Below are 26,230 nucleotides of genomic sequence, written 5' to 3' on the forward strand. Positions count from 1 at the left end.
GTCTAGTTGCCTCCGCCTACGACGAGGGTCGCGTTTGAGGTGGCGATCGCGTCGCCGTTTGCGTCGGTGTAGGTGGTGGTGGCCTGCACCATGGTGCCGCGGCCGCCGAGCGAGCGCAGGCCGCTCACTTCGAGTTCGGCGCGGATCTCATCGCCGGCAACGACGGGGCGGTCGAACGTAAAGCGCTGGTCGCCGTGCACGATGTTCTTGAGCTCGACGTCGAACTGCGGGTCGTGCATCAGTACTTCGAGCACTCGATGCTGCAGCACGGCGAGGTAGGTGGCTGGCGCGACGAGGTCGAGGTAGCCGGCGGCACGCGCGGTGTCAACATCGGTGTGGATGGGGTTGGTCGCGAAAACCGACTGGGCGAAGTCGCGAATGTGCTCGCGGCCAACGAGATACGGTTCGGCGAGTGCGAACGTGCGGCCAACGAGCTCCTGCGAAAGCCCGCCCGATTGTTGGGGTGTTTGTTGCTCAGTCACGCAGCCAGTCTAGAGTTCCGCGCTCGAATACTCGCTGCTTATCCCTATCCTGCCGCGGAATTGCACCAGAAATCGTGCGTTGGTGTGGGGTGCATCCGCACGTCGACGGATGCTGTGGCTCGGTTTTCAACGGTGGATGCGGCATGTCGCTTCGCGCAGGTATCCCCACCTGCTTGTGTATGACCGCCCGAGCGGTTGCACCTTACTACGGAGTGACACAATAGACGGGTGACTATTCTTGATTGTTCGCTTGCGGCTACCGCTGCTGCCGAAGCATCTGCACAGCCGCATCCAGCCCTGTTTTGGGTAGGCGGCATCATTACCGCAGTGCTGTTCGGCGGCATGGTTTGGCGCACGCTCAAACGAAACCGGCTGAAATGACTAAACCTGCGCAAATGACCGGCCGCATCCTGCAATTCGTGGCCCCGAGCCTGTGGCTTGGCCTTATTCTTGGTATTTCGCTCATCGAGGCGCCGCTGAAGTTTCAGGCGCCGGGCATCACTATTCCGCTCGGTCTGGGCATCGGGCGGCTCGTTTTTGGCGCAATGAATATTGCCGAGGCGGTCATCGCCGTGGTGCTGATCGCTGCGCTCTGGCGCAGCGGCCGCTCCAAGCTGCAGCAGTGGCTTGCCTGCGGTGTCGTTGTGGTGTTGGCGATTAAGGCGCTCGTAGTGCGCCCGATCATGCAAGCAACGACGGATGCGGTTATCGCGGGAACCTCCAGCGGCGGTAGTTCGCTGCACCTGTTCTATATCGCGGCCGACGGCATCCTGATCGTGCTGCTGATTTGGTTCTTAGTGGCGACCGCGAAGCGGCTGCAGCTCACGCCGCGCACCGAAGCGACCTGAGCACTGCCCGACCCAGCACCGAGCACTGCGAGCAACACCTGCTAGTACACCGTGAGCCCGCGCTTGCGGAATTGCCCGCGTACGCGCTCAAGCAGCTCGAGCGTTGGCGGTTTTGCGTCGGCGAGCTGATATTCGCGACCGAGCGCATCCCACTTGTCAGCGCCCATTTGGTGAAACGGCAGCACCTCAACACGGCTCAGTGTCGCCCAGCGCGCCATAATGTCGGCAACCTGCTCGACGTTCTCGAAATCGTCGGTGAGGCCCGGCACCAGCACAAAGCGTCCCCAAATTTCGGTTCCGGATGCGGCCAGTCGGTCCCCGAACGAAATGGTCGGTGCGAGTGCCCGCCCGGTCACCTTTTGGTAGGTCTGTTCGTTACCCGACTTGACGTCAAGCAACACGAGGTCGATATCCGCGAGCATCGCATCCGTCACGTTGCGGCCAAGAAAGCCGGAGGTGTCGATCGTGGTGTGGATGCCCATTTTCTTCGTTTCGTGCAACAGTCGCGCCGCGAACTTCGGCTGCTGCAGCACTTCGCCGCCCGAAAGCGTGATGCCGCCGCCGCTTGCCTTGAATACCGGCCGGTATCGGCGGATACGCTTGAGTAGCGCATCCAACTCGACGTCTTGGCCATCCTTCGCGAACATCGTGTCGGGGTTGTGGCAGTACAGGCAGCGCAGTGGGCAGCCCGAGAAGAAGATCGTAAGTCGCGTGCCCGGGCCGTCAACGGCGGTTACAAGTTCCCACGAATGAATCGTGGCGAGGGCGCCTTCGCGGATCTTTTCGAGTCGCTCGTTACGCGCCAGGTCTTCGGCTTCGTCGAGTCCCTGCGTTCCGGCGCCGTGGCGGCGCTGGCCAAGATGAATCTCGGTGAGGTTTGTTACGGACACGGGTCCTCCCAAACGAACTGCGGCCCCGGTGGTTGCCGAGGCCGCGAGACCGTCGTGTTGTTAAGCGTTCTGGTGGAACGTGCGGTTCAGCACGTCGAGCTGCTGCTCGCGCGTGAGCTTCACAAAGTTCACGGCGTAACCCGAGACGCGAACGGTGAGGTTCGGGTACTTCTCTGGGTTCTCCATGGCGTCTTCGAGGGTGTCCTTATTCAGGACGTTGATGTTCGCGTGGTACAGACCGCTTTCCATGTCGTTAGCGGCGCGGTTGGCCTTCATGTCGGCGAGTCGTTCTTCGTAGCTCTTGGTAGCCATTAGTTGCTCCAAATCCTGTTGTGCGTGTGCGATGCGGGTGTGGATGGGGTGCGTCAGTCGTGCGGGTCGGGATGCGACCGCGCGCTACTCGGCATCCATAATGAAGCCGGCGTCGAGGATGCCGACGAGGTTCTGAACGCGCTCCTGCTCGGTGCGTCCAAGACCCTGCGGGGTGATGGTGTTGGTCAGGGAGATACCGTCGAGCGCATCGTTGTAGTCGAGCTTGCCGACGCTGAGCATGGACGCGACCATGCCGTGCGTGTCCATGCCGTTCTCTGGGTTTGCGCCCGGCGAGAACGGGGTGCCCGCACGGTGCCCCGATGGGAACGAACCGGTTGCCTTGCCGTAGACCACGTTCGACGTGATCGTGAGCACCGACTGAGTTGGGATCGCGTCACGGTAGAGCGGGATTTCCTTGATCTTGCTCATGACGGTGTGCACGACCGTGGCCGCAATGTCATCGGCAAGGTCGTCGTCGTTGCCGTACACCGGGAAGTCGCCCTCGGTTGTGTAGTCAACAATGAGCCCGGTTTCGTCGCGAATCGGCGTGACCTTCGCGTACTTAATTGCCGAGAGCGAGTCGGCAACGATCGACAGACCGGCGATACCGCATCCCATCGTGCGAATAATGTCGCTGTCGTGCAGCGCCATCTCGATAGCTTCGTAGGCGTATTTGTCGTGGCAGTAGTGGATGATGTTCAGTGCTTCGACGTAGGTGCCGATCACCCAGTCGAGCATTTCTTCGTACTTCTGCCAGATGTCGTCGAAGTCGAGTGGGCCATCGCCCTGAACTGGTGCAAAGCCTTCAACAACCTGCTTGCCGCTAACTTCATCTCGACCACCGTTGATCGCGTACAGCAGGGCCTTAGCGGCGTTGACTCGGGCGCCGAAGAACTGCATTTGGCGGCCGATCTTCATTGGCGAAACACAGCAGGCAATCGCGGAGTCATCGCCCCAGCGGTCACGGATCTGCTTGTCGGACTCGTACTGAATCGACGAGGTCTCGATCGAGATCGCCGAGCAGAATTCCTTGTAGCCCTCGGGAAGTTCTGGATCCCAAAAAATCGTAATGTTCGGTTCTGGTGCCGGGCCGAGGTTGCGGAGCGTTTGCAGCAGTCGGAACGAAGTCTTGGTGACCTGCGAGCGACCGTCTTCGGCGAAACCAGCGTCCGACCAGGTTGCCCAGTAGGGGTCGCCCGAGAAAATCTGGTCGTAGTCGATGGTGCGCAAGAATCGAACGATGCGCAGCTTGAGCACGAGCGCGTCGATCATTTCTTGCGCTTCGGACTCGGTGAGGGTGCCTTCGGCGAAGTCACGCTCGAAGTAGATGTCGAAGAATGCCGAGAGGCGGCCAATCGACATGGCCGCACCATCCTGGCTCTTCACCGCACCGAGGTAGGCCATATAGGTCCACTGCACGGCCTCTTGCGCGGTCGCGGCGGGGCGACCGAGATCGAGGTTGTACATCTCACCGAGCGTCTTGAGCTTCTTGAGCGCTTTGATCTGCTCGGAGTGCTCTTCGCGGTAGCGCGCCCAGTGCTCACTGAACGGCTGATCGGCGACCTTGTCCTTGGCACGCATCTTGTCTTCGATCAAGAAGTCGATGCCGTACAGCGCCACGCGGCGGTAGTCACCGATAATGCGGCCGCGACCGTACGCATCCGGCAAACCGGTGATGATGTGCGACGAACGAGCGGCGCGGATGCGCGGGGTGTAGATGTCGAATACCGCGTCGTTGTGCGTCTTGCGGTAGCGAGTAAAGATCTTCTCAATGTCGGGGTTTGGCTCTTTGCCTGCCTCTTTGATCGCAGTTTTGACCATGCGCCAGCCGCCGAATGGCATCATCGCGCGCTTGAGCGGCACATCGGTTTGCAGACCAACGATGACGTCGTCGTCCTCGCAGATGTATCCGGCAGGGAAAGCGTCAATGTCGGCCGGGGTGTCGACGTCCACGTCGTAAACGCGACGCTCGCGCTCGACCTTGAGGTAGTCGTTTTGCAGCGTTTCCCATACCCGCAGGGTCTTGTCGGTTGGCCCGGCGAGGAAATCGGCGTTGCCGTCGTACGGCACGTAGTTTCGCTGGATGAAGTCACGAACGTCGATGGATTCGTTCCACGTGCCCTGCTGAAAATTGCGCCACGGGTCGAGCGATTCGGATGGGATGGCGTTGGCTTGCGACTGGGACATGCGGTAGATCGCTCCCTACATATTCGTGATGTTCATCGCTGCGGCATCGCGCGCCGCAGACACCCCTCACCATACGCCTGAAGGGTGACGTTGGCCTGTATTTTGTAGGAACGCACAGTTGCCGAAGTAGTGCACCAAATGGGCTGTCGGCGTGCCACAGGAATCGTTACGAGACCGCGCTCGAAGCGCCCGCATCCCGACGCTGAATCTGCCCTAGGCTGCGGTCACGGTACCCCGCGGTTTGGTTACTCTGGCAGGCACGCAGCCAACCACAATCGCGATGAACATCCAGGTGGCGCTGATTCAGCGGAGTTCGACGCAGTCTCGCTCGTCTAGATCTTGAACGAGTACGGGTTCGCGTCGGCGGGGATGCTCGCGCAGGGGCTCCATACGTCGATCATGACGGTGGGCAGGTCATCGCCACGGTTGATCGTGGCGATGATCGCTTCGTAACCCTCAGCATTGGTGAACATCACACGGTTGGGCTGCGACGCGGTCGGCATGTCCTGGCCAGACCAGCCCTGCTGGCGCAGATGCTGACGGAGCGTCTCGGCGATACCCTCTGCATCCGTCGACTCGCTTGCCAGTCGCACCGCGGCGCCGCCCGGGTAGCGGTACTGTCCCTCGGCGTCGCACGACATCGGAGTGCGCGCGATCGAGCCTGGTGCTGGCAATTGTTCTGACGCACGGTCGGCGTCGGGGATCAGCGCAATGAGTTCGTTCTGGATGCGAACCGACTCGGCTTTGGCCGCCTCGATCGTGAGTGACACGTTGTTCTCCTGTGATTGCGGTTGTTGCGTGGATGCACCGGGCTCGGGTTCACCGGCGGGTGCAAGTTGGCAGCCGGCGAGCGTTACGGCCGCCAGCACGGCGACCGCCAGCGCCGCGACCCCGCGGGTTCGGCGAACGCCCATTCGCTAGTCCTTGAAGATCTCTTGCTTGAGGTCCTGCAAGACCGGCAGGTTCTTTTCTGGGTCACCGCTCGCAGTGCGCGTGTGCAGGTCTTCGAGAATTTTGCCTTCCTTCTTGAGCTCTGCCCCGAGCTCATCCAACGTAACGGTGGTCCAGATGTTGGGTTCATTTTCAGGCTTGTGAATATCGCTCTTGCCGGCCGTCGTGGGATCAAAGATGTGTTTCTCCCACGCGTCGTGTTTATTAGGAGCGTCCCAGATTGGCTGATAATCCAGCGCGTGGATTGGTTCGCCTTCATAGGCATAGTGGTCGTACTCAGTGTTGCCCTGTTGCGACCACCCGCCCGGTGCATAGGAGCCCGAGAGCGAATGCACGTTGTCATAGTGCGCATCAGGAACTCCATCACGTACCTTGGAGGAGAATTCGGATGCGGTGACCACGGAATGCCCAGCGCTGTGCCCGACAACATGGTTGTCGGCCTTATGGCTAAAGTCCTCCGAGGCGACAGCCTCTTGAAACTCCGACAGGTTTGCACCGAGGTCGCGCAGGTGCCACGGGTTGTCGTTCGAGCGCGCAGCGCCTTCCCAAGGCCAGTTGATCCACTTATCTTCGCCCTCAAAGCGGCCGTCGTAGAAGTTGAATGCCACCGTTGGATTTCCTTGCGCATCACCCGCGTCAACTAAGTACTTGGGGAAGTTCGAGTAATCACCGACAGTGTTTATGGTCGTGTTTGTGCCAGATACGAACGTCACGACATCCTTGACGTTGGCTTTTGGGTCACCAACCATTTCGATGACGCGGTTGTTATCCGGATCGAAGAGGACTGCGCCGTTACCGTCACCGCTCAGAAGTGAATTGAAATACTTCTGCCGTTTCTCGAGGTTGCTCAGGCGTTCTTGAGCTTTTTCGGACTCGTTGGTGAACGGTGTCCAGAATAGGTCCTTGTGCTTGCCTTCATCAATTTCGCGCTTGAGCTGCCCAATTTCCGCTTGCAGCTCGGCAACTTCACGATTGATATTGATGTCATTCGCGCGAATTCGGTCCGTAAACGGAACCCCATTCATAGCCCCAATCGTTTCGGGGTTCGAAGCAATTAGTGCATCCTGCTGCTCATCGCTCAGCGCATCCCATGCCGCACGCTTGTCCGAAACACTGGCTTCGCCGTTGAGCAGATTCAGCAGTTCGTCGGTGTTGATGTTTGTTGTCGAGTCACCGGCCGATGCCGTGACCGAGGCTGCCGACGCTTCCCCGGACTCGATGTTGCCCAATGCCTTGGCGTAGTTTGCGTCCGTTTCGCTAGCGAACGTAATGAGTTCTGCAACGGCTCGCTCAAGCTCAGCTTTCGCGGCCTCGGCCTGCTTCCAGACCGGCATCATGTCGTAAGTCCACCAAACTCGACCGGAACCCCTCGAGTTTCGTTCGTTCGCTTCTGCCTGCGCTTCAGCCTTGACCTCAGAGTTGATGCTGACACCACCATTGCTATCAATCGTCAACCGCTCCCGCGAAGCAAACCCTTCTGCCTCGAGCACGCCCTTTTCGACGCTCGAGACGTTCGTTGCCGCCACCCGGGTGCATGCCATCAGATCCGAAAGCAGCGCTTCAAGCTTGTCGGTTTCGGCACGGCGACGGTCCAGGTTTGCGGTGGCTGCGGTCGCGGCCTCACCTTCGTTGCTGAGGCTGCCGCTTGCTCGCCAAAGCTCGTCGCCCGCATCCTGCACCGCGACTTCACTCTTCTCGAACGCGTCATACGCGTCTTCGAGCGCGTCGGGCTTCCACTGCTTGATATCGCTCCATGAAACCATCGCCACTACCCCGCGTATCCCTGGTAGCCGACGTTGTTAATCGCGCTAGCGGTGTAGTCCATGTCACCGCTACGGTCCGCATCCGTCTGATTGAAATCAGCCTGGGTTGCGGTTGCGGCAACCGCAGTGTTCTCGAGCGCAGTGGCGAGACTGTCTACCGTTGCGTCGATCGCTGTGCACGCGCTCTCGAGGGCAGCGCCCGACGTGCCACCTGGCATCGCGGTAGATGCAGCACCCGAGCTGTCGCCCACTTTGCCCTTGCTACTGACGGCACCGGCGATACCTTCGCAATCACTCGCCAGATTCGCGAGCTCTCCTTCTTGGATCAATGTGGTCACGCGTGCATCTCACTTTCGCGTCATCGGCTCGCGCCGGTCTTGCTTTCATGCCGCTGGACCGAACGCATCCACGACGGAATGCGCCCGCCGGACAGCACTGGTGCGGCACGTTAGCAGTCGGAGTTTGCACCCGACGGCTTGGGGAGCAAAGGTACATCTCAAGGATGATGGAGCGGTCTCAGCCCCGGCTTCCCAAGGAGTTTCATCCACCGACACCCCTCGGAAAACGCAAACAGCCCCGCCGAAGCGGGGCCGTTTAAAACCTAAATTGCCGGAACCAAATCGCCTGACACCTAAGTCCTAGTAGCAGGAGCGGGGCTCGAACCCGCGACCTCACGATTATGAGTCGTGCGCTCTCACCAACTGAGCTACCCTGCCTCGAGCAAAGCTGCCGTTAAGCAGCTATGGAGCCCCGAGCCAGGATTGAACTGGCGACCCCTTCCTTACCATGGAAGTGCTCTACCACTGAGCTATCGGGGCGATTTCCAACACCTTGCCGGCGTTGGACACCAGAGAATCTTAACACTATCCGGTGCGGTAATTGCAACTCCGTACGGAATTATTTTCCGTTCTTTGCCGCAAGTTCGTCAACGAGTGCCGTGCTGGCCTCGTGGCTGAGCTTTTCGTGCGTTCCGTTGGATGCATCTGGTGCGATCGTTTCGGGAATCGAAACCTTGACACCAGCAACGTTCATCTTCTTGAGGAAGTACAGCGGGTCAACGTACTTTTCGCCGATGTGCACCTCAAGGTGCAGGTGCGGACCGGTCGAGATGCCGGTGTTACCAACCTTGCCGATCTCGTCACCAACGGCAACCTTGTCGCCCTTAGCAACTGCAACCGAACCCGGGTCAAGGTGTGCATAAAGCGTGGTGATTCGCTCGCCGTTGATCTCGTGCTGAACCTCAACGAAGATGCCGAACGAGCTGCTCTGCGACTCATCAACCTTGGTGACCACTCCGTCGGCAAGCGAGCCGATCGGGGTGCCCTGACCGGGAGTGAAGTCAATGCCACCGTGGAAGCTCGAAGCACCAGCCGGTGCGTCGCGGTAACCGTAACGGTCAGTGATCGCAACACCCATTGGGAACGGGTACTGCACATTGGCAGCCATGTCGTTCTTATAGGCGGAGGCGTCAGGAATCTTTACGCCAGTAGCAAGGTTGGCGGCAGCGGCAGTACCGATCGACTGCACAGCAGTGGTGTCGCCACCACGCTCAGCCTGCGCCTGCACGTCGACCGTGGCAGCTGCATCCACCGAGAACTTCTGGGCGTGTGCTTCAGCTTCGGTACGAAGTACCTCGTTGTCGATTTCGCCATTACCCAGCGCGTTGATTGCTGCGGCCGAACCGGCACCGAGTGCGACGGTTCCAGCAAGCAAGCTCATCGCGACCATCGAGCCACCGAAACGACCGGCGGTGCGGCCGCCACGGCCGCGCAGACGAAGCACCTCAGCGATGCTGTCAGTCGACGAACCTGCCTGGCGAAGGAAAGTCTCTGGGATCTGCGGCTCGTTTGCCGGAGCTGCAGCGACTGCATCCTCAACTGGCTGCTCATCGCTCGCACGTGCAGCCCGAACCTCATCGAGCGAAACAACCTGTGCCAACTGAATTGGCGCGGTGGTCGGGTCAAGCGTGTCAACGACCTGTTCGGCAACCGGCTCAGCTACGACAGTGTCGTGCGAGTCAGCAACGTCGCCAGCGACGGTCATTTCGGGCGCCGCAACAGCTTCCTGTACTGCGAAGCATTCTGGGTTGCTGGCAACTGCTGCCTTGGCGGCAGCTACAGCCTCAGTCTGGAGTCGTTCTTGCTCGGCGCGCGCAGCGGCACGCTCGGCCTCACGGCGCTCACGGCGCGAAAGGAACGTGGGTTCGGCAGGAGCATCCAACTCTGCAGCCGACGATTCAGTCGACGCAATTGCTTCATCCGCCTGCTTGCGAAGCTCGCTCAACTTGGCTTCGCGTTCTGCAGCACGCTCAAGTTCGCGCAGTTCACGTCGCGTCAGCGGCTGCTCTGGCAGCGGCTTGTCGGCGTTAGTGATCATTCGTGGGAACCCCTTGCGTGTTTTTAGGACTCGACAAGAGTAACGAATAGATCACGAAAATGACAAGGTTTTGTTACAGATTTATAAAAATCCCTGATCAGACCAGGGTCGGCGCGGTTACCGAACGTAACAACTCGAGGAAATCTGCGGTGATTTCCGGATGACCACAGACCAGAATACTCCGACCTTCGGCCGCATCCAATTCCATCCCGCACACCGTCGCCCCGGCCTCGCGCGCGACAAGCGCGCCGGCCGCCCAGTCCCACGGCTTGAGCCCAAACTCGTAGTACACGTCTACGCGGCCCATGGCCACGGCGCACAGGTCGAGCGATGCCGCTCCCATGCGGCGAACGTCACGCACCGTGCCCGCCATACCCACATAGGTTTGCGCCTGCAGTACGCGCCGATCCGCCTCATAGGCGAAGCCGGTGGCAACGAGCGTGCGCTCGAGATCGGCCGGTCCCTCACCAATGCGGATAGGCACACCGTTACGCAACGCTCCCCCGCCACGGACGGCGAAAAACTCTTCGCCCGCATCCGGTGAAATCACGGCGCCAACCAGGGTGGTGAATGATGCTGGCTCAGCCGCGGGGTCGCCAATGACTGCTGCGATTGAGATCGCGTAGTTCGGAATGCCGTAGAGATAGTTGACCGTGCCGTCGATTGGGTCGACGACCCAGGTGATGCCCGATTCGGATTCGGTGGCGTCGCTTTCTTCGCCAAAGAATCCGTCTTGCGGGCGGGATGCGGCGAGTTCGGCGCGGATGAACGCTTCGGTTTCGCGGTCGGCTTCGGTTACGACGTCGGCAAGGCTCGACTTGGTGTCGGCGATGGCCACGCCTTCGCGGCGGCGCGTGGAGGCGAGCGCGGCGGCTTCTCGGGCGACGCGCTGGGCGAGCTCGGCGAGCGCCTGCAGCTCGGCTGGCGCGAGGCCGGCAGGAAGATCGGCGGGACGGTCGTTGGCAGTGAATGCATCAGTCACGTTCGTGAACCTAGCAAGCCGAAGCAACGTGGATGCATCCGCGCATGCTGTGGGTGATATCGCGGCGAGAACCGGGCGGTGGCGGGGTTCGCGAACATGGCAATACAAGAAGGTGGCGCGCGACGGGTTTTTTCATGTAAGCTTGGCCGGTGCGCTACGAGCGATCGTAGTTATCTGGCAAGTTGCCCGAGCGGCCAAAGGGATCTGACTGTAAATCAGACGGCTCAGCCTTCAGAGGTTCGAATCCTCTACTTGCCACCATATGAATCACGGGATCCGGCAAAGTCGGGTCCCGTGATTCATTTTTGTTGCAGTGGATGAGAACCTCTTGGGCCCCTGCCGGCGGAGGCTCCGACCGCTTCGTAGGAGCGGGTGGAGTGCCGGTAGGGAGTCGAATCCTCTACTTGCCACCATATGAACTGCGGGGATCCGGCGAAGTCGGGTCCCCGCAGTTCATTTTGTTGGGAAAGCGGAACCTGCTGGAAATTTGTTGCAAATACGCGGCGGCAACCTCATATAGAGCTCGGTGGGCCGTATTTGCAACAGAATTCCGGCCCTTCTCCCAGAACACCGGAAACATTTGTTGCCTGAGAGCGGGGCTATCTACATATTTGCTTCGTAGGCCCTGTGTGGCAACAAATTTTGCCGCTACCCCGCCGGACTCGCCCACTGGCCCACCCGACTCGGCCGCATGCCGTTAGAAATTTGTTGCAGATACGTGGCGGCAAGCCGATATGGAGCTTGCTTGACCGTATGTGCAACAGTTTTCCGGGCGCCCCGGCACTACCCCATCATCACCAGGCTCGCGCCCATCACGGCCATGCCACCGACCATGCCGTACACGGCCAAGTGGTGCTCACCGTGCTTCTCGGCCGCAGGCAGCAGCTCGTCGAGTGACACGAACACCATGATGCCGGCGATCGCCGCGAATACGGCACCCATCAGTGCATCCGACAAGAACGGCTGCAGCAGCAAGAAGCCGGCAACCGCACCAACCGGCTCCGCCACGCCAGACAGCGTCGCCCACCAAAACGCCTTCGCGCGCGACTTCGATGCCTGGTAGATCGGCACCGCCACCGCGAGCCCCTCGGGCACATTGTGAATCGCAATCGCAATCGCCACCGGCAGCGCAATCTCGGGCTGCTGCAGCCCCGCAATCAGCGTCGCGAAACCCTCCGGAAAATTGTGCAGCGCCAGCGCGCCAGCTGTGAAGAACCCGGTACGCAACAGTGCGTGCTTGCGGTGCTCAGGATGCGCATCCATCTCGACGGGTTCGTGCGGGTTCACCGCTTCGGGCACCATTCGGTCGATCACCGCGATCACCAAAATCCCGGCAAGAAACGCGCCGAGCATCGCCCAGCCGCCACCGGATTCACCGAACTCGGCAACCAGCGACTCCTGCCCCGCAGGCAGCAGTTCGAACAGCGAAACGTAGAGCATCACGCCCGCCGAGAACCCGAGGCCGAGCGAGAGCATCCGCCGCGAGTCGCCCCGACCGAGCACGCCGATCGCGCCACCCACCGACGTGGCCAGACCGGCGAGCACCGTCAGCAATAGGGCCGGGAAAAATCCCTCCACAAACCACCAAGCTCTCTCACGATTCCGCGCATCCCGCAGCCGGTGCATCCGCACACGGCCAGGTTGTTCAACGGATGCGGTCACTCACGATCGCGCGCACGTTCACGCATCCCGTGACGGCTACGATAGCAGCATGGCTGATTCTTCGTTTGACGTAGTAAGCAAGGTAGACCACATGGAAGCCGCGAACGCGGCCAACCAGGCAACAAAGGAAATCGCACAACGGTACGACTTCCGCGACACCGGTGCATCCCTCGAACTCAGCGGCAGCACCTTCAAGATGAGCGCGAACAGTGAAGATCGCGTGCTGGCAGTACTCGACGTGCTGCAGACCAAGCTCATCAAGCGCGGTATCTCGCTGAAGTCCCTCGAAACCGGCGACGCCTACCCATCGGGCAAGGAGTTCCGTCTCGAAGCGACGCTGAAGGAAGGCATTGACCAGGCCAACGCAAAGAAGCTCTCGAAACTGATCCGCGATGAGGCACCGAAGTCGGTCAAGTCGCAGATTCAGGGCGACGAGCTGCGCGTCTCGTCGAAGAGCCGTGACGACCTGCAGGCGACGATCCAACTGCTCAAGGGCGCTGACGTCGAACTCGACCTGCAGTTCATCAACTTCCGCTAACCGCTTCCACGCTTACCAACACTCGTGACCGAACTGTCGCTGTACGCTGCCGCGCCCGCACTGGCGCAACCTTGGCTGCAGCTGCAGTTCGGTCCGTTTTCGTTGGGGACGGTCACCGAGTCCTCGTGGGTGGTGCTGCTGCTCGGTGGCATCAACCTGGTGATCGTCATCGCCTTCGCGTTCACGATCGGCAACAATCGTCGGCCCACCACTGCCGTCGCCTGGCTGCTCGCGATCACGCTCATCCCGTATGTCGGGTTGCTGTTCTTCTTGATGTTTGGTTCGAACCGGCTGCCCAAGAACCGCCGCGCCAAACAGGCCCGATTCGACAGCATCATCCGTGAGGTGATGGAGGAACTCGAGTCGGCCGGCCAGTTCGCACCGGTGGACGGCCGGTTCAAACGCACCTCGCGGCTGGCGCGGGCGCTGACGGCTATTCCGCACCTGCCCGGGAACCGCATCCAGATTCACACCGACTACGACGCGACGCTGCGCGCCATGGCCGCCGAGATCGACACCGCCGACCAATACGTGCACGTGCTGTTCTATGCCATTGGTTACGACGACGCCACGCGCGAGTTCTTCGATGCGCTCGAGCGTGCGCAGGCGCGCGGGGTGCGCGTGCGGTTGTTGTATGACCAGGTGGGTACATTCCGGTACCCCGGGTATCGCAAGATGAAGCGTCGGCTCAACGAAGCGGGCGTCGAGTGGCACCGGCTGTATTCGATTTGGCCGTGGCAAGGCGGATGGCAGCGGGTCGACCTGCGCAACCACCGCAAGCTCGTCGTCGTTGATGGTCGTGTGGCGTGGATGGGGTCGCAGAACCTGATCGAGCGCGGATACCACCGCGGGCGCGCCCGGTACGGTAGCCGCGACCAGCAGTGGCAAGACCTAATGGTGCGGTTGGATGGACCGATCGCGCTTGGTGTGGATGGCGTGTTCCGCTCAGATTGGTTTGCTGAAACCGATGTGATTCCCGATGACGGCCCCAATCCCAGCGCCGATCTGCTCAATACCGAGCCGGACCTCGACATCGCCCCGCCCCAGGACGCGGCAAACACCGGTGCAACCGAAGATCTCTACGATTGCCAGCTCATCCCATCCGGCCCCGGTTACGAGCACGAGAACAACCTGCGCATTTTTACGCAACTGCTCTACCAGGCACGCAATCGCGTGGTGATTACCTCGCCGTATTTCGTGCCCGATGACTCAATGCTCTACGCCATAACCACGGCGGTGCAGCGCGGTGTTTCGGTCGACCTGCACGTCTCGGAACAGGGCGACCAATTCTTTACGCACCACGCGCAGCAGTCGTACTACGAGCAGCTCTTGCGCGCGGGTGTGCGCATTTGGTTGTACGAGCAGCCGTTTGTGCTGCACTCGAAGACGATGACGGTCGACGACGGGGTGACGCTGGTCGGCTCGAGCAATATGGACATGCGCTCGTTCACGCTGAACGCCGAGATGATGCTGATGGTTTACGGGCGCGAGTTCACTGAGCGGATGCGCCACGTCGAGGAGTCGTACCGGGCACGGTCAACCGAGCTCTCGCTCGTGGATTGGATGTCGCGCCCTCGCTGGCGGTTCTGGCTCGACGACCTTTGCCGATTGACGTCGGTCGTGCAGTAGGCAAACGACGGCGCGTGCCGTCACTCATCAATTTCGCCAAATCCGGCCAGATCGCAGCCAAAAACGCCCCAAATGATGAGCCGGAGCACGCCAATGCCACCTAACCTCACGCAGCAGGCAAGCCCAGCAACGCAAAACGCTGCCACCCGCAACGAAGCAGGTGGCAGCGTTCAACAACAGGCAGCAGCACAACTCAGCAGCAGCGCCGCCAAGCAGGTTATTCGCCGCGCGAGATCCGCAGCATTTCTTCGCGGTCCACAACCTTGATACGTTCGCGGCCCTCGGCAGCACCGAGCGCGCGCTCGTGCTCGTCGAGGCGGTGCCAGCCGTCGAGGTCGGTGTAGCGAACGCCACGGGCGTCAAGCAGCGACACAATGGCAGCGTCATCGGTCACTTCCGGCGTCCACCAGGTCGATTCCTCGGCGAGGATCTGTTCAACCGTCTCGCGCGCATCCGACTTCGTTGCACCAATCAGACCAACCGGACCACGCTTGATCCAACCGGTCGCGTACATGCCACCGGCACGCGAGCCGTCAGCATCAACAACGGCGCCGGCCTCGTTCGGAATCACACCGCGTTCGGCGTCGAACGGCACATCGGTCAGCGGCGAACCGAAGTAACCAACGGCACGGTACAGCTGGCCAATCGCAATTTCGCGCGTTTCATCGGTGTCGCGCACGCCACCGTCGCCAGTCGGCTCGGTGCGCACGATGCGCAGGGCCGAGACAGCACCGGACTCGTCGGTGAGAACTTCGTCGGGGCGAGCGTAGAAGTGCAGGTGGATGCGACGCGGCTGTTCGAGCGCATCCTGCGACTCGCGCCACTTGTTCAGGATGCGGCTGATCACGAGAATCTGCTTGTTCGTCTTGGCAGCTTCATCGGTTGCGGGGTCACGGTCGAAGTCTTCTTCGGCAACGACGATGTCGACGCCCGGGACTTCGCCGAGCTCGCGCAGCTCGAGCGGCGTGAACTTGACCTGCAGCGGTCCGCGACGGCCGAATACGTGCACGTCGGTAACCTTCGAGGCGCGCAGGCCCTCGTAGACGTTGGCAGGAATCTCGGTGGGCAGCATGTCGTCGGCGTCCTTGGCGAGGACACGGGCGACGTCGAGCGCCACGTTACCGTTACCGATAACGGCGACCGACGACTGATCCAGTGGCCAGGTGCGCGGCACATCCGGGTGGCCGTCGTACCAGTTGACGAAGTCGGCGGCACCAAACGAGTTCTTGGCATCGATTCCAGGAATCGCGAGCGGCGCATCGTAGAACGCGCCGGTGGCGAAGATCACCACGTTGTAGTGGCGACGCAGGTCTTCGAGCGTGATGTCGGTACCGAAATTGACGTTCCCGAAGATGCGGATGCGGCCGGTGTCGAGCACGTCGCGCAGGGCACCGATGACGCCCTTGATGCGTGGGTGGTCCGGGGCCACGCCGTAGCGGACGAGACCGTACGGTGCGGGCAGACGGTCGAAGAGGTCGATGGCAACCTCGTGGATGCCTTCGGCCTCTTTACAGAGAATGTCCGAGGCGTAAATACCGGCGGGACCGGCGCCAACTACTGCAACGCGAAGCTGCGACATGTTTCCTCATTTCATCAAGACATCCGGCCGTCGCACCTATTGTTTCAACCAGGCGACCGGGAAACTATCCGGGTTTTCAGGTTTGGTGGGGGCGGTTCACCACGGCAGGCGGCGACCGCCAGCAACTTAGGCGTTGCGCTCGACGAGCCGTCGGGCAAATTCCTGCAGCGCCGTTTTCACAACACCTTCGGGCAGCACATCAAGCGCGGCAACGGCGCGATCCACGTATTCGTGTGCGGTCTTGAGCGTTTCGCTCGTGACCTCGTGGGCGCGCAGTTCCGCAATGATCGCGTCGACTTCTGCCGGGTCGACGTCGTTCTGCGGTCCGGGGATCGCCAGGCGCGGGTCGTGCAGCCCGGCGCTCGTGTCGGCCACGCGGGTACGGATGCGGTCGAGTAGGTCGGCGGCATCGGTATCGCCGGCTTCGGCTCGCTGTTGCAGCAGCAGCACCGGCAGCGTCTCAACACCGGCACGCAGGTCGGTACCGGCGAGCTTGCCGGTGGCTTCGTGGTCTGGTGAGAGGTCGATGACGTCATCGGCGATCTGGAACGCGATACCGACGGACTCACCGAACTCGCGCACGGCCGCACGGTACTCGACCGGTGCATCCGAGAGCATGACACCAAATTCGGTAGCCGCAGCGATAAGCGAACCGGTCTTGTCGGCAAGTACCCGCAGGTAGTGCTCGATGCGGTCTTCGCCCTCGCGCGGTCCGATAGTTTCATTGAGCTGACCGAGCACGAGGCGTTCAAACACTTCGGCCTGCAGGCGAATCGCGTCGGCGCCGAGTTCTGAGAACACGCGGGATGCGCGCGCGAACAGCAGGTCACCGGCAAGGATCGCCGTCGAGTTGCTCCAGCGCAGGTGGGCCGCGGTGACCCCGCGACGCAACTCGGCCTCATCCATGACGTCATCGTGGTAGAGCGAAGCAAGGTGGGTAATTTCCACGGCTGCGGCGGCACGGTCAAGCTGTTCGCTGACCGGGTTCGGTCCGAGCTGCGCGGCCAAGAGCACCAGCATCGGGCGCAGGCGCTTGCCGCCGGCGTTCAGCAGGTAGGTGGTGGTGACGTCGGCGATGTCATCGGCGAACTGCACCTCGTTCTTGAGCACGACCTCAATGCGCTCGAGTCCCTCGTCGAGCGTGGCCTTAAGGCGGCGCTCGGCGGGGCGCGCAAACAGCTTCTTCGCAAAACCGGCGCCGACGGTCCCGTGTGCGGGACGTCGTGCGGACTTAGCAGGGTGCAATTGGCGGTCTCCAGGTCGTGAGGGATGCGGTCAAGATTGGTTCGCTCGGGCGGCGGTTTAGCGCGGTGGTGCGCTTAGTTTGCCGGTTTGGTGCCTCGGTGCAGGGCAACAATGCCGCCGGTGAGGTTTCGGTGCGCGACATCGCGATAGCCGGCCTTGCGGAGCCAAGCGGCGAATTCGCGCTGTTCGGGCCATGCCTGAATCGAGCGGAAAAGATAGTCGTACGCTTCCGGATCGCTCGAGACGATATTGACGACACTCGGCATGATCGTGTTCATGTAGGTGTCGTACGCGAACCGCAGCGCAGCGGTGGTCGGCGTCGAGAATTCACACACGACGATGCGGCCGCCGGGCTTGGTGACGCGCAGCATTTCCGCGAGCGCGAGCTCGGGCTGCTGCACGTTACGGATACCGAAGCTGACGGTGGTGACGTCAAAGGTGTTGTCGTCGAACGGTAGCTGGGTGGCGTCGCCCTGCTGGAAGGTGATGTTTGGGTGGTCCCCGTGGCGGCGAATGCCTTCGCCGATCATGCCGGGGGAAAAGTCGAGACCGGTGACCTGTGCACCGTGGTCGGCGAGGATGCGGGTGACGGTTCCCGTACCGCAGGCGACATCGAGGATGCGCATGCCAGGCTTCGGGTCGATCGCCTTGCGGGTGCGCACGCGCCACGAAGGCGCGAGACCGCCCGAGAGCACGTCGTTGGTGAGGTCATACTTGCTCGAGACTCGGTCGAACATTGACGACACATCGGCGGGCCGCTTGGCGAGGTCAGGTTTGGTCACTCCAACATCCTACGGTGCGGGCGCATGTCGTGGCGAAAACCACCGCGCGATGTCGATGATTGTCGGTCAGCCAATTGCAGTGCCGGTACCCATATATCGGTGTACGGCAGGGCTGCCCGGTACGCTGGCTGACGTGAACGTTCCCGTACTTCGTGTGCGCACCCGCCGCATCCCCACCCCCGAACATCTGCTCGGATACGCGGACGCCAAATCTCCAATCGCCTGGCTGCGCCGCGACGACGGTCTGGTTGCGCGGGGCGAAGTGTGGCGCATCGATACGTTTGGTGCCGACCGGTTTCAGGATGCGCAGCGACAGTGGCGCGAGTTGGTTGCGGCCGCTGAGGTGCACGATGAAGTCGCGGTTCCCGGTAGCGGGTTGGTTGCGTTCGGTGCCTTTGCGTTTGCTGCCAGCTCAAGCACCCCGAGCACACTGATCGTGCCCGAGTACATTGTCGGGACGGTTGGCGAGGTCAGTTTCTTGACCGAGATTCAGGTTGCCGCCGATAGTCCCGCGTTCGACGACGAACTCGCGGGTGATGCGCCGGTGACTGCCGCTATTCCCGCACCGCACCCGCTTGGCGTACCCGCAACGACCGCGCTGCATCCGGGACACGTGACCGAAGCGGCGCACCGACAGGCGGTGACCGAGGCCGTGGCCCGCATCCGTACCGGTGCGCTCGCCAAGGTGGTGATTGCCCGCGACTTGGTGGGCACGCTCACGGCCGATGCCGACCGTAGATCGGTCGTCGAACGCCTGCACGCTGACTATCCCGAGACGTGGACCTATTGCGTGGACGGTCTCGTGGGCGCGAGCCCTGAGATGCTCGGCCGGGTGATTGACGGCGCGGTGACGGCGCGGGTGCTGGCGGGCACGATGCCGCGGCACCCGAACGCGGACGCCGATGTGCGCGTGGGCGAAGATCTGCTGCACTCACCCAAGAACCGTGAAGAGCACAAGTACGCGATCGATTCGGCGCTCGCGTCGATGAGTGGGATGCGCCAGGTTGCGACGGCCGCGGACGATCTCGATGGCGGGCTCACAGCATCGCCCGAGCCGTTCTTGTTGAAGCTGCCGAACGTCTGGCATTTGGCGAGCGATATTCGCGGCACGCTGCCCGAGGACGCGACGGTGTTTGATCTCATCGAGGCACTGCATCCGACCGCTGCCGTTGGTGGCACACCTCGGGATGCGGCGATGCGGTTGATTGCCGAGCTCGAGGGTGTCGATCGTGGTCGCTATGCCGGGCCGGTGGGTTGGTGTTCGGCAACCGGTGATGGCGAATGGGTGATTGCCCTTCGTGGCGCGCAGATTACCGGCAACCGCGTCGTGGCAATGGCCGGTGGCGGCATCGTCGCGAGTTCAGACCCCGCCGAGGAATACGCCGAGACGATGCCGAAGTTCCGCCCGATCGTGACGGCGTTCGCCGAGCGCGAGTCGAACTGACGCCCCAGGCCGGTACGACAACCCAGGCCGGCAGCGCGCTAGCTCTGCTTGAGGCGTTGCAGTTCGACGGCCGGGTCGAAGTCCGCCTTCGGCCATTCGAGGTTGAGTCCGTCGAGCGTCTGTCGAATCAGGTGCTTAATCACCAGTCGCGCGTACCACTTGCGGTTCGCCGGAACGACCCACCAGGGGGCCTGTTCGGTGGCAGTGCGCTGAATCGCAATCTCGTACGCCTGCTGGTACTCATCCCAGAGTTCGCGCTCGTCGATGTCGCCGGGGTTGTACTTCCAGTGCTTGTCGGGGCGTTCGAGGCGTTCCTGCAGTCGTTCGCCCTGCTCTTCCTTGCTGATGTGCAGCATGACCTTGATGAGCTTGGTGCCGGAATCCTGCACGCGCTGTTCGAAATCAACGATGGCACCGTAGCGGCGCTCGATCTCGGCCGCGGGCGCGAACTGGCGCACTCGCTGAATGAGCACGTCTTCGTAGTGCGAGCGGTCAAAGACACCGATGTGGCCGCGCTGCGGCAGCTTCTTGTCGATGCGCCAGAGGAAGTCGTGCTGACGCTCTTCTTCGGTCGGTGCTTTGAACGATGCGAGCTGGAGTCCTTGCGGGTCAACGGCACCGAGCACGTGGCGCACAACGCCACCCTTGCCCGAGGTGTCCATGCCCTGCAGCACCAACAGCACTGCGGGTGCATCCGGGTTTTCAACGCGCGCCTGGGCGAACATGCGCTCCTGGAGCTCGGCGAGGGCGGGGTCGGAACGCTCGATCTCAGCTTGGGCCTGCGCCTTGGCTTTCTTGACGTCGCCGATGAGGCCGGGCGTATCGTCGGGCGAAATCTGCGCGAGCGAGAACGACGGCCCGGTAACCTTGAGCGCCGCCTGAGCAGCATCGAAATTGAAGTATGGGGCAGGGCTGGATGCGGTCGTTTTCGCCATAGTTCGAGCGTAGTCCGCCGAGCTGTGTTTCCCGCTAGCGCGCCAACGGCACCTCAATCACCACGCGCTCATGATGCTGGTCGGTGAGCGCAGCTTCGAGTTCGGCGCGGGTGCGCGCGACGCGATGCGACCAGCCGAAGGCCTTCGCGAGCGCGGCGACATCCGCCTGCTGCGGCGTGAACTGCACGCGATCAAAGGCGGCGGCGTCGGCGCTATCGCGCACTTCAAGCAGGTCGAAGATCGTACCGCCACCGTCGTTACCAACGACAATCTGCATCCGCGGTGCGCGTTCGCCGCCCTGGCCAACGAGCAGCGACGAGACATCGTGCAGGAACGCGAGGTCGCCCATCACGACGCGGGTGATGCCGGTTTGTGATTTCGCGTCGTCCCCGAATTGGCTGCCAATAGCCACGCCGAGGCCGGTTGCGATCGTGCCGTCGATTCCCGCAAGCCCGCGGTTGGCGTGCACGGTAATGCGCTTGCCGTTGACCCGTGCATCAAAGTCGCGAATGAGTCGGGATGCGGCCAAGACGAGTCGGTCGTGCGGCCACGTGTGCTGCCAGACCGCGTCAACAAGCATCTCGCGGGTGATCGCTTCGCGCGAGACCGCAAGCTCTTGACGCCCGAACGCGGCACGATCACGCAGGTTGGCACTGCGCGAGGCCGCAATGTCTGGCGAACGCGGATCGCTGGATCGTGCGCGCTCGATTTCACGGGATGCATCCACCCAGCTGGCGAGCATGCGTTCGGCTTCGCGACGCAATTGGAAGAGCTCATCGCTGGACGACAATTGCGAGGCACCGAACGCGAGCACGCGAATCATGTCGGCATGTTCAACATCAGGAGTCGGCTGAAACGGCGCTGTTTGTGGCGTATCGACCACGATGATGCGGAGGCCGTCGCGCTGCAGGAGTGCGGTGGCCTCACGGCTCAGCGTGGGCCGACCGTAGACGATGACCTGCTCGATGTTGTCGCGCAGCCCGGGGATCGGGCTGTTCGGGCCGAGCAGGTCTCGGTACGCGACGATGAGGTTGCGACCAAACCGTGCGCCACTGGCGACTTCGGCAATGAGCGGCCAACCACCCTTGCGGGCGACGCGCTCGGCTTCGGGGCCGGCACCCGCACCGGCGACAACCACCGTCGCCGGCCAGTTAATCGGGTCGATTTCGATGACGGTGCGTTCGTCACCGATCTCGCGTTCGCGGCGCTGCACATACGACTTTTCGCGCGCTTCGGCACGTTGTTTGAGCTCGTTGGCAATCAGCTCCGCGAGTTCCGGTGGCAGGCCGCGAACGTCTTTGTGCGGGGTGTGGATGCGGCGGTCACCTTCGCTGCCGGGCCAAGCCGTCGGCGTGCCTTCGGGCACGCCCGGCAGCTGCGACATGTTGGCGACCCGTCCACCGTCTCCGTTATCACCGTTCGCGGCAACATCATCGAATCGTGCCGAGAGGTCGGGCACCGCGGCCGAAAGCGGTTCGCGGTAAGCAACGTTGAGGTGCCAAACGTGTTCCGCTTCGGCCAGTTGCTGCCCGGCAGAACGCGCCCAGGTGAGGTGCATGGGGTCGTCATCGGGCGCCGAGAGCGAGGTCGTTTGAATGAGCGGCCCGAAGATGCCCACCTGCTGGGTCGATTGGTTCGCGCCTGCGGCTACCGCTTCGGCGGGCCGGTCTGCCGTCAACGCCACCAGCGGCAACCCGCTGTGATGCGCTTCGAGCATCGCCGGATGCAGGTTTGCGACGGCCGTACCCGAGGTGGTGATGACCGGAACGGGCACACCCGTTTCGCGCACCAACCCGAGCGCGAGGAACGCCGCCGATCGTTCATCCACCCGCACATGCAGGCGAACCTTGCCGATGCGTTCGAGTTCAGCCGCTACGAGCGCGAGCGCCTGCGATCGCGAACCCGGACATACGACGATGTCCTGCACGCCGCCCCGTACGGCCGCAACCAAGAGCTCGACTGCGGCGTCCAACGAAGGCGATGCACAACTCATCGTGTGGGTTCTCCTTCGTCGGAACCGTTCGTGTCGAAGTGGTCGGGGCCGTCAGCGTTGGGGCGTGACTCGTCGCCGGTGTCTGGGTTTGAGGGCGCCGGGTTCGACGGATGCTTATCCATGCTGTCGCGACGCGACTGCGCGATTTCTTCGTCGAGCTTGCGCATCTCTTCTTCGAGTTCGCGGATGCGCGCATCATGCGCCGTTTCGCGAGTATTGATGGTGTCGGGGTGCATGCTCGGCACCACCGGTCCGCTCGCCTGACCGCTGGACTTGCCGATAAACATCCACAGCAACGGACCGACAACCGGCAGCAGCAGGATGACGACCAGCCAGATTGGCTTCTGCATCACCTTGGCGCGACGAGCATCGGTCATCGCGCAATCGACGACCGCGTACACCGACAGCACGACGACGACAACGATGCCAAGAATGACCCAACGTCCCATGCCTGCGATTGTACCCATCTCGGTGACGCGGCGATCTCAGCATCCGAGCGCATAAATTGGCCGTGGCCGGGCGAAAAACCGTGGACGCTCGATGCATCCGCACCGATCGGACGCGCACGTGCACGGCTGCGAGGGCTGCAGTGCTGCGCCTAAGCTAGGCATGTGACCGAGCCAATTGATTCAACATCGCGACCCGACGCATCCGCCGAGATGCCCGAGGAGCACGACACCACGACCGACACCGCAGCCAACGCCGAGCAGAACGACGCGGCAGTGCCGTACCCCGACATGATGTCGATCGGCAAGGCCTGGCTGATCTATACCTCGGTGCGCATTCTGTCGTTTGTCATCCCGTTCGCGCTCGTGTATCTCGCATTGACCCCGTGGAAGTGGGAGTGGCTCGCCGCCCTGATCGCGGGAACGCTGATCAGTTTCCTCGTCTCGCAGATCTTCCTACGCGATGCGCGTGCCGCCATTGGCTACTCGATCCAGCGGCGCCGAGAGGCGCGCACGGACACCCGTACCCGCGCCGATCGCGAAGAAGACGCGCTGCTGGATGCAGCGGAGCGCGAAGCAAACACCGGTCGCGAAGACCGCTAGCAGGCGCAGCCTAGCGGGCACCGCGCCCGCACCAGGCTACGGCGCGGGAACCGGCGGCAGATCGGGCAGGGTCGAAAGCACGATCATCGGAATCACCAGGGCTGCGCTGAGCAGCAGCGCCCACACGAGCGATCCGATCGACGTGAGCTTGAGCGCCAAGATCAGATCCTTCGGCCGCAGCGAGGTCGACGTGATGATGACTGCCGGCACGATCAGCAGCAGTGCAAAGAGCGAGAAGCCGGCGAGCGGATACACCAGCATGAAGACGCCGCTCACCAGGAACGGCGCCAGCGCCATGACCGCGAACAGGATGCGGCTCCAGCGGTAACCGATGCGGCTGGCGAGCGTGTGCTTGCCCGCGAGCTTGTCCTGCTCGATGTCGCGGATGTTGTTCACCATCAGCACGGCACAGGCGAAGAGCCCCGCAGCGACCGCAACCACCCACGTATCGGTCGGCACGAACCCGACCATGACGAACGTCGTACCCGCCGTGGCGACCAAACCAAAGAACACAAACACGAACAGCTCACCGAGCCCCGCGTATCCGTATGGCCGCTTACCGCCGGTGTAGAACCATGCCGCCAGGATGCAGACGATACCGACGGCGATCAGCCACCAGTGACCGGTGCGCACCACCAGGAACAGTCCCGCGAGCGCCGCGAGTCCAAAGAACGCGAACGCGGTGTTGCGCACGAGTGCAGGCTTGACCAGTCCAGCGCCAGTAAGTCGTGCCGGTCCCACGCGCACATCGTCGGTACCGCGAATACCGTCGGAGTAGTCGTTCGCGTAGTTCACACCGATCTGCAGGAAGAGCGCAACTGCAAGCGCGGCAAGTGCGCGCACCCAGTGGTAGTCACCCGGGTTAATGACGGTCGCCGTAGCGAAACCGAGCGCTACCGGCACGACGGCGAGCGGTAGGGTCCGAAGCCGCGCACCTTCCACCCAATCGCCGAATGTGGCGGTGCGCTGCACCGGCGCGGTGCGCTTTCGGGGTTGCTGGGAAGGGCTGCGACGTTTGGACTTAGACACGCGCCGATTCTAGGCCGGACTCGTTTCGTCTGCACGCGACGCGGTTCGATCGTAGGCCTCTTGGGCAAGCTGGGCGCAGCGCTTGCGGTCGGGTTTCCCGCTGGCAAGGCGCGGAAGTTGCGGCAGGTTTAGCCAGTGTGCCGGGCGAGCGGCGACGCCGAAGGGTTCGAGGGCGGTGCGGATGCGGTCACGCGCGTCGGCGGGCACCTCGGCGGATGCGGTTGGTGGTGCGGGGTCGGGCGCAAGATCTGGCCCGGCAGCGTACGTGACAGCCACGCGCTGCCCCCACTGTGCATCCGCAATCGCCACAACGGCGACTTCGCCGCCGACGATCGCCGCGGCGGCTGCGCGTTCGAGTTCGTCGAGGTCGACTTTCACCCCGCCCGAGATGATGACGTTGTCGAGCCGGCCGGTGACCGAAATGGTGCCGTCTTCGTTGATGCGTCCGGCGTCTCCGGTGCGGTACCAGCGAGTGCCGTCCGCATCAGTGATGAAGCGGGCTGCCGTGCGTTCGGGGTCGCCCAGGTACCCCTCGGCGAGGGTTGGGGATGCGATCTGGAGTTCGCCGTCGACCTCGCGCAGGTGCACCCACGGCAGCGGATAGCCGTCATACGCAATGCCACCGGCAGTTTCACTCGAACCATAGGTTGCGATCACCGGCCAGCCGCGCAGTTGGGCGGCGCGACGCATTGGTGCCGGAATTGCCTGTCCACCCACCAGGATCGCTTCGAAGCGGCGCATCACGGTATCGACCCGTTCGGTGTGCAGGTCGTCGAGCAAGCGACCGAGCTGCACCGGCACGAGTGAGACGTAGCGACGATCGCCGGTCATCGTTTCGGCAAGGGTGCAGAAGGATTCCACCGCAAAGTGCGCCTCGTCGTAGCGCACCGGCGCGGTGTTCGCCGCGAATGCGCGCACCGTCACTTGGAGCCCAGCGATGTAGTGCTCGGGCAGAGCGAGCAGCCACTGGCGTGAGCCCTGGTCGTTGACGGTCGCGAGTGCCGCGGGATCCGCCGCTACCGGGTCGGTACCCGCACGCAGGGCGTCGAAGTAGCCGTAAGTTGCCGCGGCTCCCGCTAGCAGTGCGCGAGCGCTGAGCATCACACGCTTGGGTGCCGACATCGATCCGCTCGTTTCGATCACGACCGCGACCTGTTCGGGAACGAGCTGCGTCTCCCCCGCGTCAACGGATGCATCCTGTACCGACGCTGCGACCGTCTCGTTCGCATCCGGTACCGGCAAGTACGCGGGTCCGGTGGCCGAGCGCGTCGCCGCACAGATTTCTGGCAGCATCCCGGCCATCTCGCTCGCCGGCACGCGCCGCAGCGGCCGCCGCGAATCCTGCACCAGGCCCACCTGCTGGCTCGCACGATCGGCCCGCGGCTGCCCGGTCACTCGGCCGATGCCGTGCGGCGTGGACTCGCTACCGTCGCCTCCCGACCGAGCATCTGCATCCGCGCTACCGGTACGCTGCGACTGCTTGGCCGGCCGCCACGGGCGACCGATGCCAGAGATTCCTTCGCCCCGCATTCCGCTACCTACTGTGTTCGCTGC

General features: G+C 62.6%; 24 protein-coding genes and 3 tRNA genes. 7 read left to right on the forward strand and 20 right to left on the reverse strand.

The genetic code is table 11. The annotated features are described in order from the left end of the window. Positions 1 to 2: 2 nt before the first annotated feature. Positions 3 to 482, reverse strand: coding sequence for an FAS1-like dehydratase domain-containing protein (locus ZBI01S_RS07035; RefSeq protein WP_066058385.1), 480 nt, complete (start codon positions 480 to 482; stop codon positions 3 to 5). 228 nt (positions 483 to 710) lie between these two features. On the opposite strand from ZBI01S_RS07035, the gene ZBI01S_RS09865 reads away from it, so the two are divergent. After that, positions 711 to 863, forward strand: coding sequence for a hypothetical protein (locus tag ZBI01S_RS09865; protein WP_159421443.1), 153 nt, complete (start codon positions 711 to 713; stop codon positions 861 to 863). Next, positions 860 to 1,330, forward strand: coding sequence for a hypothetical protein (locus tag ZBI01S_RS07040; protein ID WP_245610570.1), 471 nt, complete (start codon positions 860 to 862; stop codon positions 1,328 to 1,330). Before ZBI01S_RS09865 ends, ZBI01S_RS07040 begins: the two co-directional genes overlap by 4 nt. 41 nt (positions 1,331 to 1,371) lie before the next feature. Here ZBI01S_RS07040 and pflA read toward each other — a convergent pair whose 3' ends face one another. The 10 genes from pflA to ZBI01S_RS07090 form a co-directional block, all read right to left on the reverse strand. Continuing rightward, positions 1,372 to 2,220 carry a pyruvate formate-lyase-activating protein gene (pflA, locus tag ZBI01S_RS07045; RefSeq protein WP_222822375.1) on the reverse strand — a complete coding sequence of 283 codons (849 nt, stop codon included), beginning with the start codon at positions 2,218 to 2,220 and terminating at the stop codon, positions 1,372 to 1,374. Between the two features lie 60 nt (positions 2,221 to 2,280). Then, positions 2,281 to 2,532, reverse strand: a complete 252-nt coding sequence (gene grcA2 / locus ZBI01S_RS07050; protein ID WP_066058392.1) for an autonomous glycyl radical cofactor GrcA2 — start codon at positions 2,530 to 2,532, stop codon at positions 2,281 to 2,283. Between the two features lie 84 nt (positions 2,533 to 2,616). After that, positions 2,617 to 4,719 carry a pyruvate formate lyase family protein gene (locus ZBI01S_RS07055; RefSeq protein WP_066058395.1) on the reverse strand — a complete coding sequence of 701 codons (2,103 nt, stop codon included), beginning with the start codon at positions 4,717 to 4,719 and terminating at the stop codon, positions 2,617 to 2,619. A gap of 332 nt (positions 4,720 to 5,051) precedes the next feature. Further along, the gene (locus tag ZBI01S_RS07060; RefSeq protein ID WP_066058399.1) at positions 5,052 to 5,633 is read right to left on the reverse strand and encodes a hypothetical protein; all 582 of its coding nucleotides are present in this window, start codon (positions 5,631 to 5,633) and stop codon (positions 5,052 to 5,054) included. A 3-nt stretch (positions 5,634 to 5,636) separates the two neighbouring features. Beyond that, on the reverse strand, positions 5,637 to 7,433 hold the full coding sequence (locus ZBI01S_RS07065; protein WP_159421444.1) for a hypothetical protein: 1,797 nt from the start codon (positions 7,431 to 7,433) through the stop codon (positions 5,637 to 5,639). A 5-nt stretch (positions 7,434 to 7,438) separates the two neighbouring features. After that, the gene (locus tag ZBI01S_RS07070) at positions 7,439 to 7,771 is read right to left on the reverse strand and encodes a hypothetical protein (protein WP_159421445.1); all 333 of its coding nucleotides are present in this window, start codon (positions 7,769 to 7,771) and stop codon (positions 7,439 to 7,441) included. Positions 7,772 to 8,075: 304 nt separating this feature from the next. Continuing rightward, positions 8,076 to 8,149, reverse strand: a tRNA-Met gene (locus ZBI01S_RS07075). 27 nt (positions 8,150 to 8,176) lie between these two features. Continuing rightward, a tRNA-Thr gene (locus ZBI01S_RS07080) sits at positions 8,177 to 8,251 on the reverse strand. A 79-nt stretch (positions 8,252 to 8,330) separates the two neighbouring features. After that, positions 8,331 to 9,809, reverse strand: a complete 1,479-nt coding sequence (locus ZBI01S_RS07085) for a M23 family metallopeptidase (protein ID WP_066058407.1) — start codon at positions 9,807 to 9,809, stop codon at positions 8,331 to 8,333. 97 nt (positions 9,810 to 9,906) lie between these two features. Further along, positions 9,907 to 10,791, reverse strand: coding sequence for an inositol monophosphatase family protein (locus ZBI01S_RS07090; protein WP_245610571.1), 885 nt, complete (start codon positions 10,789 to 10,791; stop codon positions 9,907 to 9,909). 176 nt (positions 10,792 to 10,967) lie between these two features. On the opposite strand from ZBI01S_RS07090, the gene ZBI01S_RS07095 reads away from it, so the two are divergent. Continuing rightward, positions 10,968 to 11,052: transfer RNA gene (locus ZBI01S_RS07095), tRNA-Tyr, on the forward strand. A 522-nt stretch (positions 11,053 to 11,574) separates the two neighbouring features. On the opposite strand, the gene zupT is transcribed toward ZBI01S_RS07095, so the two are convergent. Continuing rightward, positions 11,575 to 12,369 carry a zinc transporter ZupT gene (gene zupT / locus ZBI01S_RS07100; protein ID WP_066058410.1) on the reverse strand — a complete coding sequence of 265 codons (795 nt, stop codon included), beginning with the start codon at positions 12,367 to 12,369 and terminating at the stop codon, positions 11,575 to 11,577. A 133-nt stretch (positions 12,370 to 12,502) separates the two neighbouring features. Between zupT and ZBI01S_RS07105 the strand changes: the two genes are divergently transcribed. Beyond that, the gene (locus ZBI01S_RS07105; RefSeq protein ID WP_066058416.1) at positions 12,503 to 12,991 is read left to right on the forward strand and encodes a YajQ family cyclic di-GMP-binding protein; all 489 of its coding nucleotides are present in this window, start codon (positions 12,503 to 12,505) and stop codon (positions 12,989 to 12,991) included. A 24-nt stretch (positions 12,992 to 13,015) separates the two neighbouring features. Then, positions 13,016 to 14,620, forward strand: coding sequence for a cardiolipin synthase (gene cls / locus ZBI01S_RS07110; RefSeq protein ID WP_245610572.1), 1,605 nt, complete (start codon positions 13,016 to 13,018; stop codon positions 14,618 to 14,620). 217 nt (positions 14,621 to 14,837) lie between these two features. On the opposite strand, the gene ZBI01S_RS07115 is transcribed toward cls, so the two are convergent. The 3 genes from ZBI01S_RS07115 to ZBI01S_RS07125 form a co-directional block, all read right to left on the reverse strand. Continuing rightward, positions 14,838 to 16,199: an FAD-dependent oxidoreductase gene (locus ZBI01S_RS07115; protein WP_066058420.1), complete on the reverse strand. Its 1,362-nt coding sequence runs from the start codon at positions 16,197 to 16,199 to the stop codon at positions 14,838 to 14,840. A gap of 126 nt (positions 16,200 to 16,325) precedes the next feature. Then, complete coding sequence (locus tag ZBI01S_RS07120; protein WP_066058423.1) at positions 16,326 to 17,444, reverse strand: polyprenyl synthetase family protein; 1,119 nt, start codon at positions 17,442 to 17,444, stop codon at positions 16,326 to 16,328. A 74-nt stretch (positions 17,445 to 17,518) separates the two neighbouring features. Further along, positions 17,519 to 18,226, reverse strand: a complete 708-nt coding sequence (locus tag ZBI01S_RS07125; protein WP_174519838.1) for a class I SAM-dependent methyltransferase — start codon at positions 18,224 to 18,226, stop codon at positions 17,519 to 17,521. A gap of 133 nt (positions 18,227 to 18,359) precedes the next feature. Between ZBI01S_RS07125 and ZBI01S_RS07130 the strand changes: the two genes are divergently transcribed. Then, complete coding sequence (locus tag ZBI01S_RS07130; RefSeq protein WP_245610573.1) at positions 18,360 to 19,670, forward strand: isochorismate synthase; 1,311 nt, start codon at positions 18,360 to 18,362, stop codon at positions 19,668 to 19,670. Between the two features lie 38 nt (positions 19,671 to 19,708). Here ZBI01S_RS07130 and ZBI01S_RS07135 read toward each other — a convergent pair whose 3' ends face one another. The 3 genes from ZBI01S_RS07135 to ZBI01S_RS07145 are packed head-to-tail and all read right to left on the reverse strand — an operon-like array spanning position 19,709 to position 23,047. Then, positions 19,709 to 20,605 (reverse strand): PPK2 family polyphosphate kinase, encoded by an 897-nt coding sequence (locus tag ZBI01S_RS07135; protein WP_066058427.1) that lies wholly within the window; start codon positions 20,603 to 20,605, stop codon positions 19,709 to 19,711. A 34-nt stretch (positions 20,606 to 20,639) separates the two neighbouring features. Further along, positions 20,640 to 22,598 carry a thiamine pyrophosphate-binding protein gene (locus ZBI01S_RS07140; protein ID WP_083524602.1) on the reverse strand — a complete coding sequence of 653 codons (1,959 nt, stop codon included), beginning with the start codon at positions 22,596 to 22,598 and terminating at the stop codon, positions 20,640 to 20,642. Further along, positions 22,595 to 23,047 carry a PLDc N-terminal domain-containing protein gene (locus tag ZBI01S_RS07145; RefSeq protein ID WP_066058433.1) on the reverse strand — a complete coding sequence of 151 codons (453 nt, stop codon included), beginning with the start codon at positions 23,045 to 23,047 and terminating at the stop codon, positions 22,595 to 22,597. Before ZBI01S_RS07145 ends, ZBI01S_RS07140 begins: the two co-directional genes overlap by 4 nt. Before the next feature lie 162 nt (positions 23,048 to 23,209). On the opposite strand from ZBI01S_RS07145, the gene ZBI01S_RS07150 reads away from it, so the two are divergent. Continuing rightward, complete coding sequence (locus ZBI01S_RS07150) at positions 23,210 to 23,647, forward strand: GtrA domain-containing protein (protein WP_066058434.1); 438 nt, start codon at positions 23,210 to 23,212, stop codon at positions 23,645 to 23,647. 36 nt (positions 23,648 to 23,683) lie between these two features. Here ZBI01S_RS07150 and ZBI01S_RS07155 read toward each other — a convergent pair whose 3' ends face one another. Then, on the reverse strand, positions 23,684 to 24,676 hold the full coding sequence (locus ZBI01S_RS07155; protein WP_066058437.1) for a 1,4-dihydroxy-2-naphthoate polyprenyltransferase: 993 nt from the start codon (positions 24,674 to 24,676) through the stop codon (positions 23,684 to 23,686). A gap of 9 nt (positions 24,677 to 24,685) precedes the next feature. Then, positions 24,686 to 26,206 carry an AMP-binding protein gene (locus ZBI01S_RS07160; RefSeq protein ID WP_066058442.1) on the reverse strand — a complete coding sequence of 507 codons (1,521 nt, stop codon included), beginning with the start codon at positions 26,204 to 26,206 and terminating at the stop codon, positions 24,686 to 24,688. Between the last annotated feature and the right edge of the window lie 24 nt (positions 26,207 to 26,230).

This window comes from [Zimmermannella] bifida NBRC 103089 (genome assembly GCF_001570925.1).
In the GTDB taxonomy this organism is placed as follows: Bacteria; Actinomycetota; Actinomycetes; order Actinomycetales; family Microbacteriaceae; genus Gulosibacter; species Gulosibacter bifidus.

What these genes read in the sequence shown, in the direction of transcription:
- ZBI01S_RS07135 (WP_066058427.1), bottom strand. Translation starts at nt 20,605, where the DNA reads ATGGCGAAAACGACCGCATCCAGCCCTGCCCCATACTTCAATTTCGAT.
- ZBI01S_RS07145 (WP_066058433.1), bottom strand. Translation starts at nt 23,047, where the DNA reads ATGGGACGTTGGGTCATTCTTGGCATCGTTGTCGTCGTCGTGCTGTCG.
- ZBI01S_RS07040 (WP_245610570.1), top strand. Translation starts at nt 860, where the DNA reads ATGACTAAACCTGCGCAAATGACCGGCCGCATCCTGCAATTCGTGGCC.
- ZBI01S_RS07105 (WP_066058416.1), top strand. Translation starts at nt 12,503, where the DNA reads ATGGCTGATTCTTCGTTTGACGTAGTAAGCAAGGTAGACCACATGGAA.
- ZBI01S_RS07060 (WP_066058399.1), bottom strand. Translation starts at nt 5,633, where the DNA reads ATGGGCGTTCGCCGAACCCGCGGGGTCGCGGCGCTGGCGGTCGCCGTG.
- ZBI01S_RS07140 (WP_083524602.1), bottom strand. Translation starts at nt 22,598, where the DNA reads ATGAGTTGTGCATCGCCTTCGTTGGACGCCGCAGTCGAGCTCTTGGTT.
- ZBI01S_RS07085 (WP_066058407.1), bottom strand. Translation starts at nt 9,809, where the DNA reads ATGATCACTAACGCCGACAAGCCGCTGCCAGAGCAGCCGCTGACGCGA.
- ZBI01S_RS07065 (WP_159421444.1), bottom strand. Translation starts at nt 7,433, where the DNA reads ATGGTTTCATGGAGCGATATCAAGCAGTGGAAGCCCGACGCGCTCGAA.
- grcA2 (WP_066058392.1), bottom strand. Translation starts at nt 2,532, where the DNA reads ATGGCTACCAAGAGCTACGAAGAACGACTCGCCGACATGAAGGCCAAC.
- ZBI01S_RS07115 (WP_066058420.1), bottom strand. Translation starts at nt 16,199, where the DNA reads ATGTCGCAGCTTCGCGTTGCAGTAGTTGGCGCCGGTCCCGCCGGTATT.
- ZBI01S_RS07055 (WP_066058395.1), bottom strand. Translation starts at nt 4,719, where the DNA reads ATGTCCCAGTCGCAAGCCAACGCCATCCCATCCGAATCGCTCGACCCG.
- ZBI01S_RS07160 (WP_066058442.1), bottom strand. Translation starts at nt 26,206, where the DNA reads ATGCGGGGCGAAGGAATCTCTGGCATCGGTCGCCCGTGGCGGCCGGCC.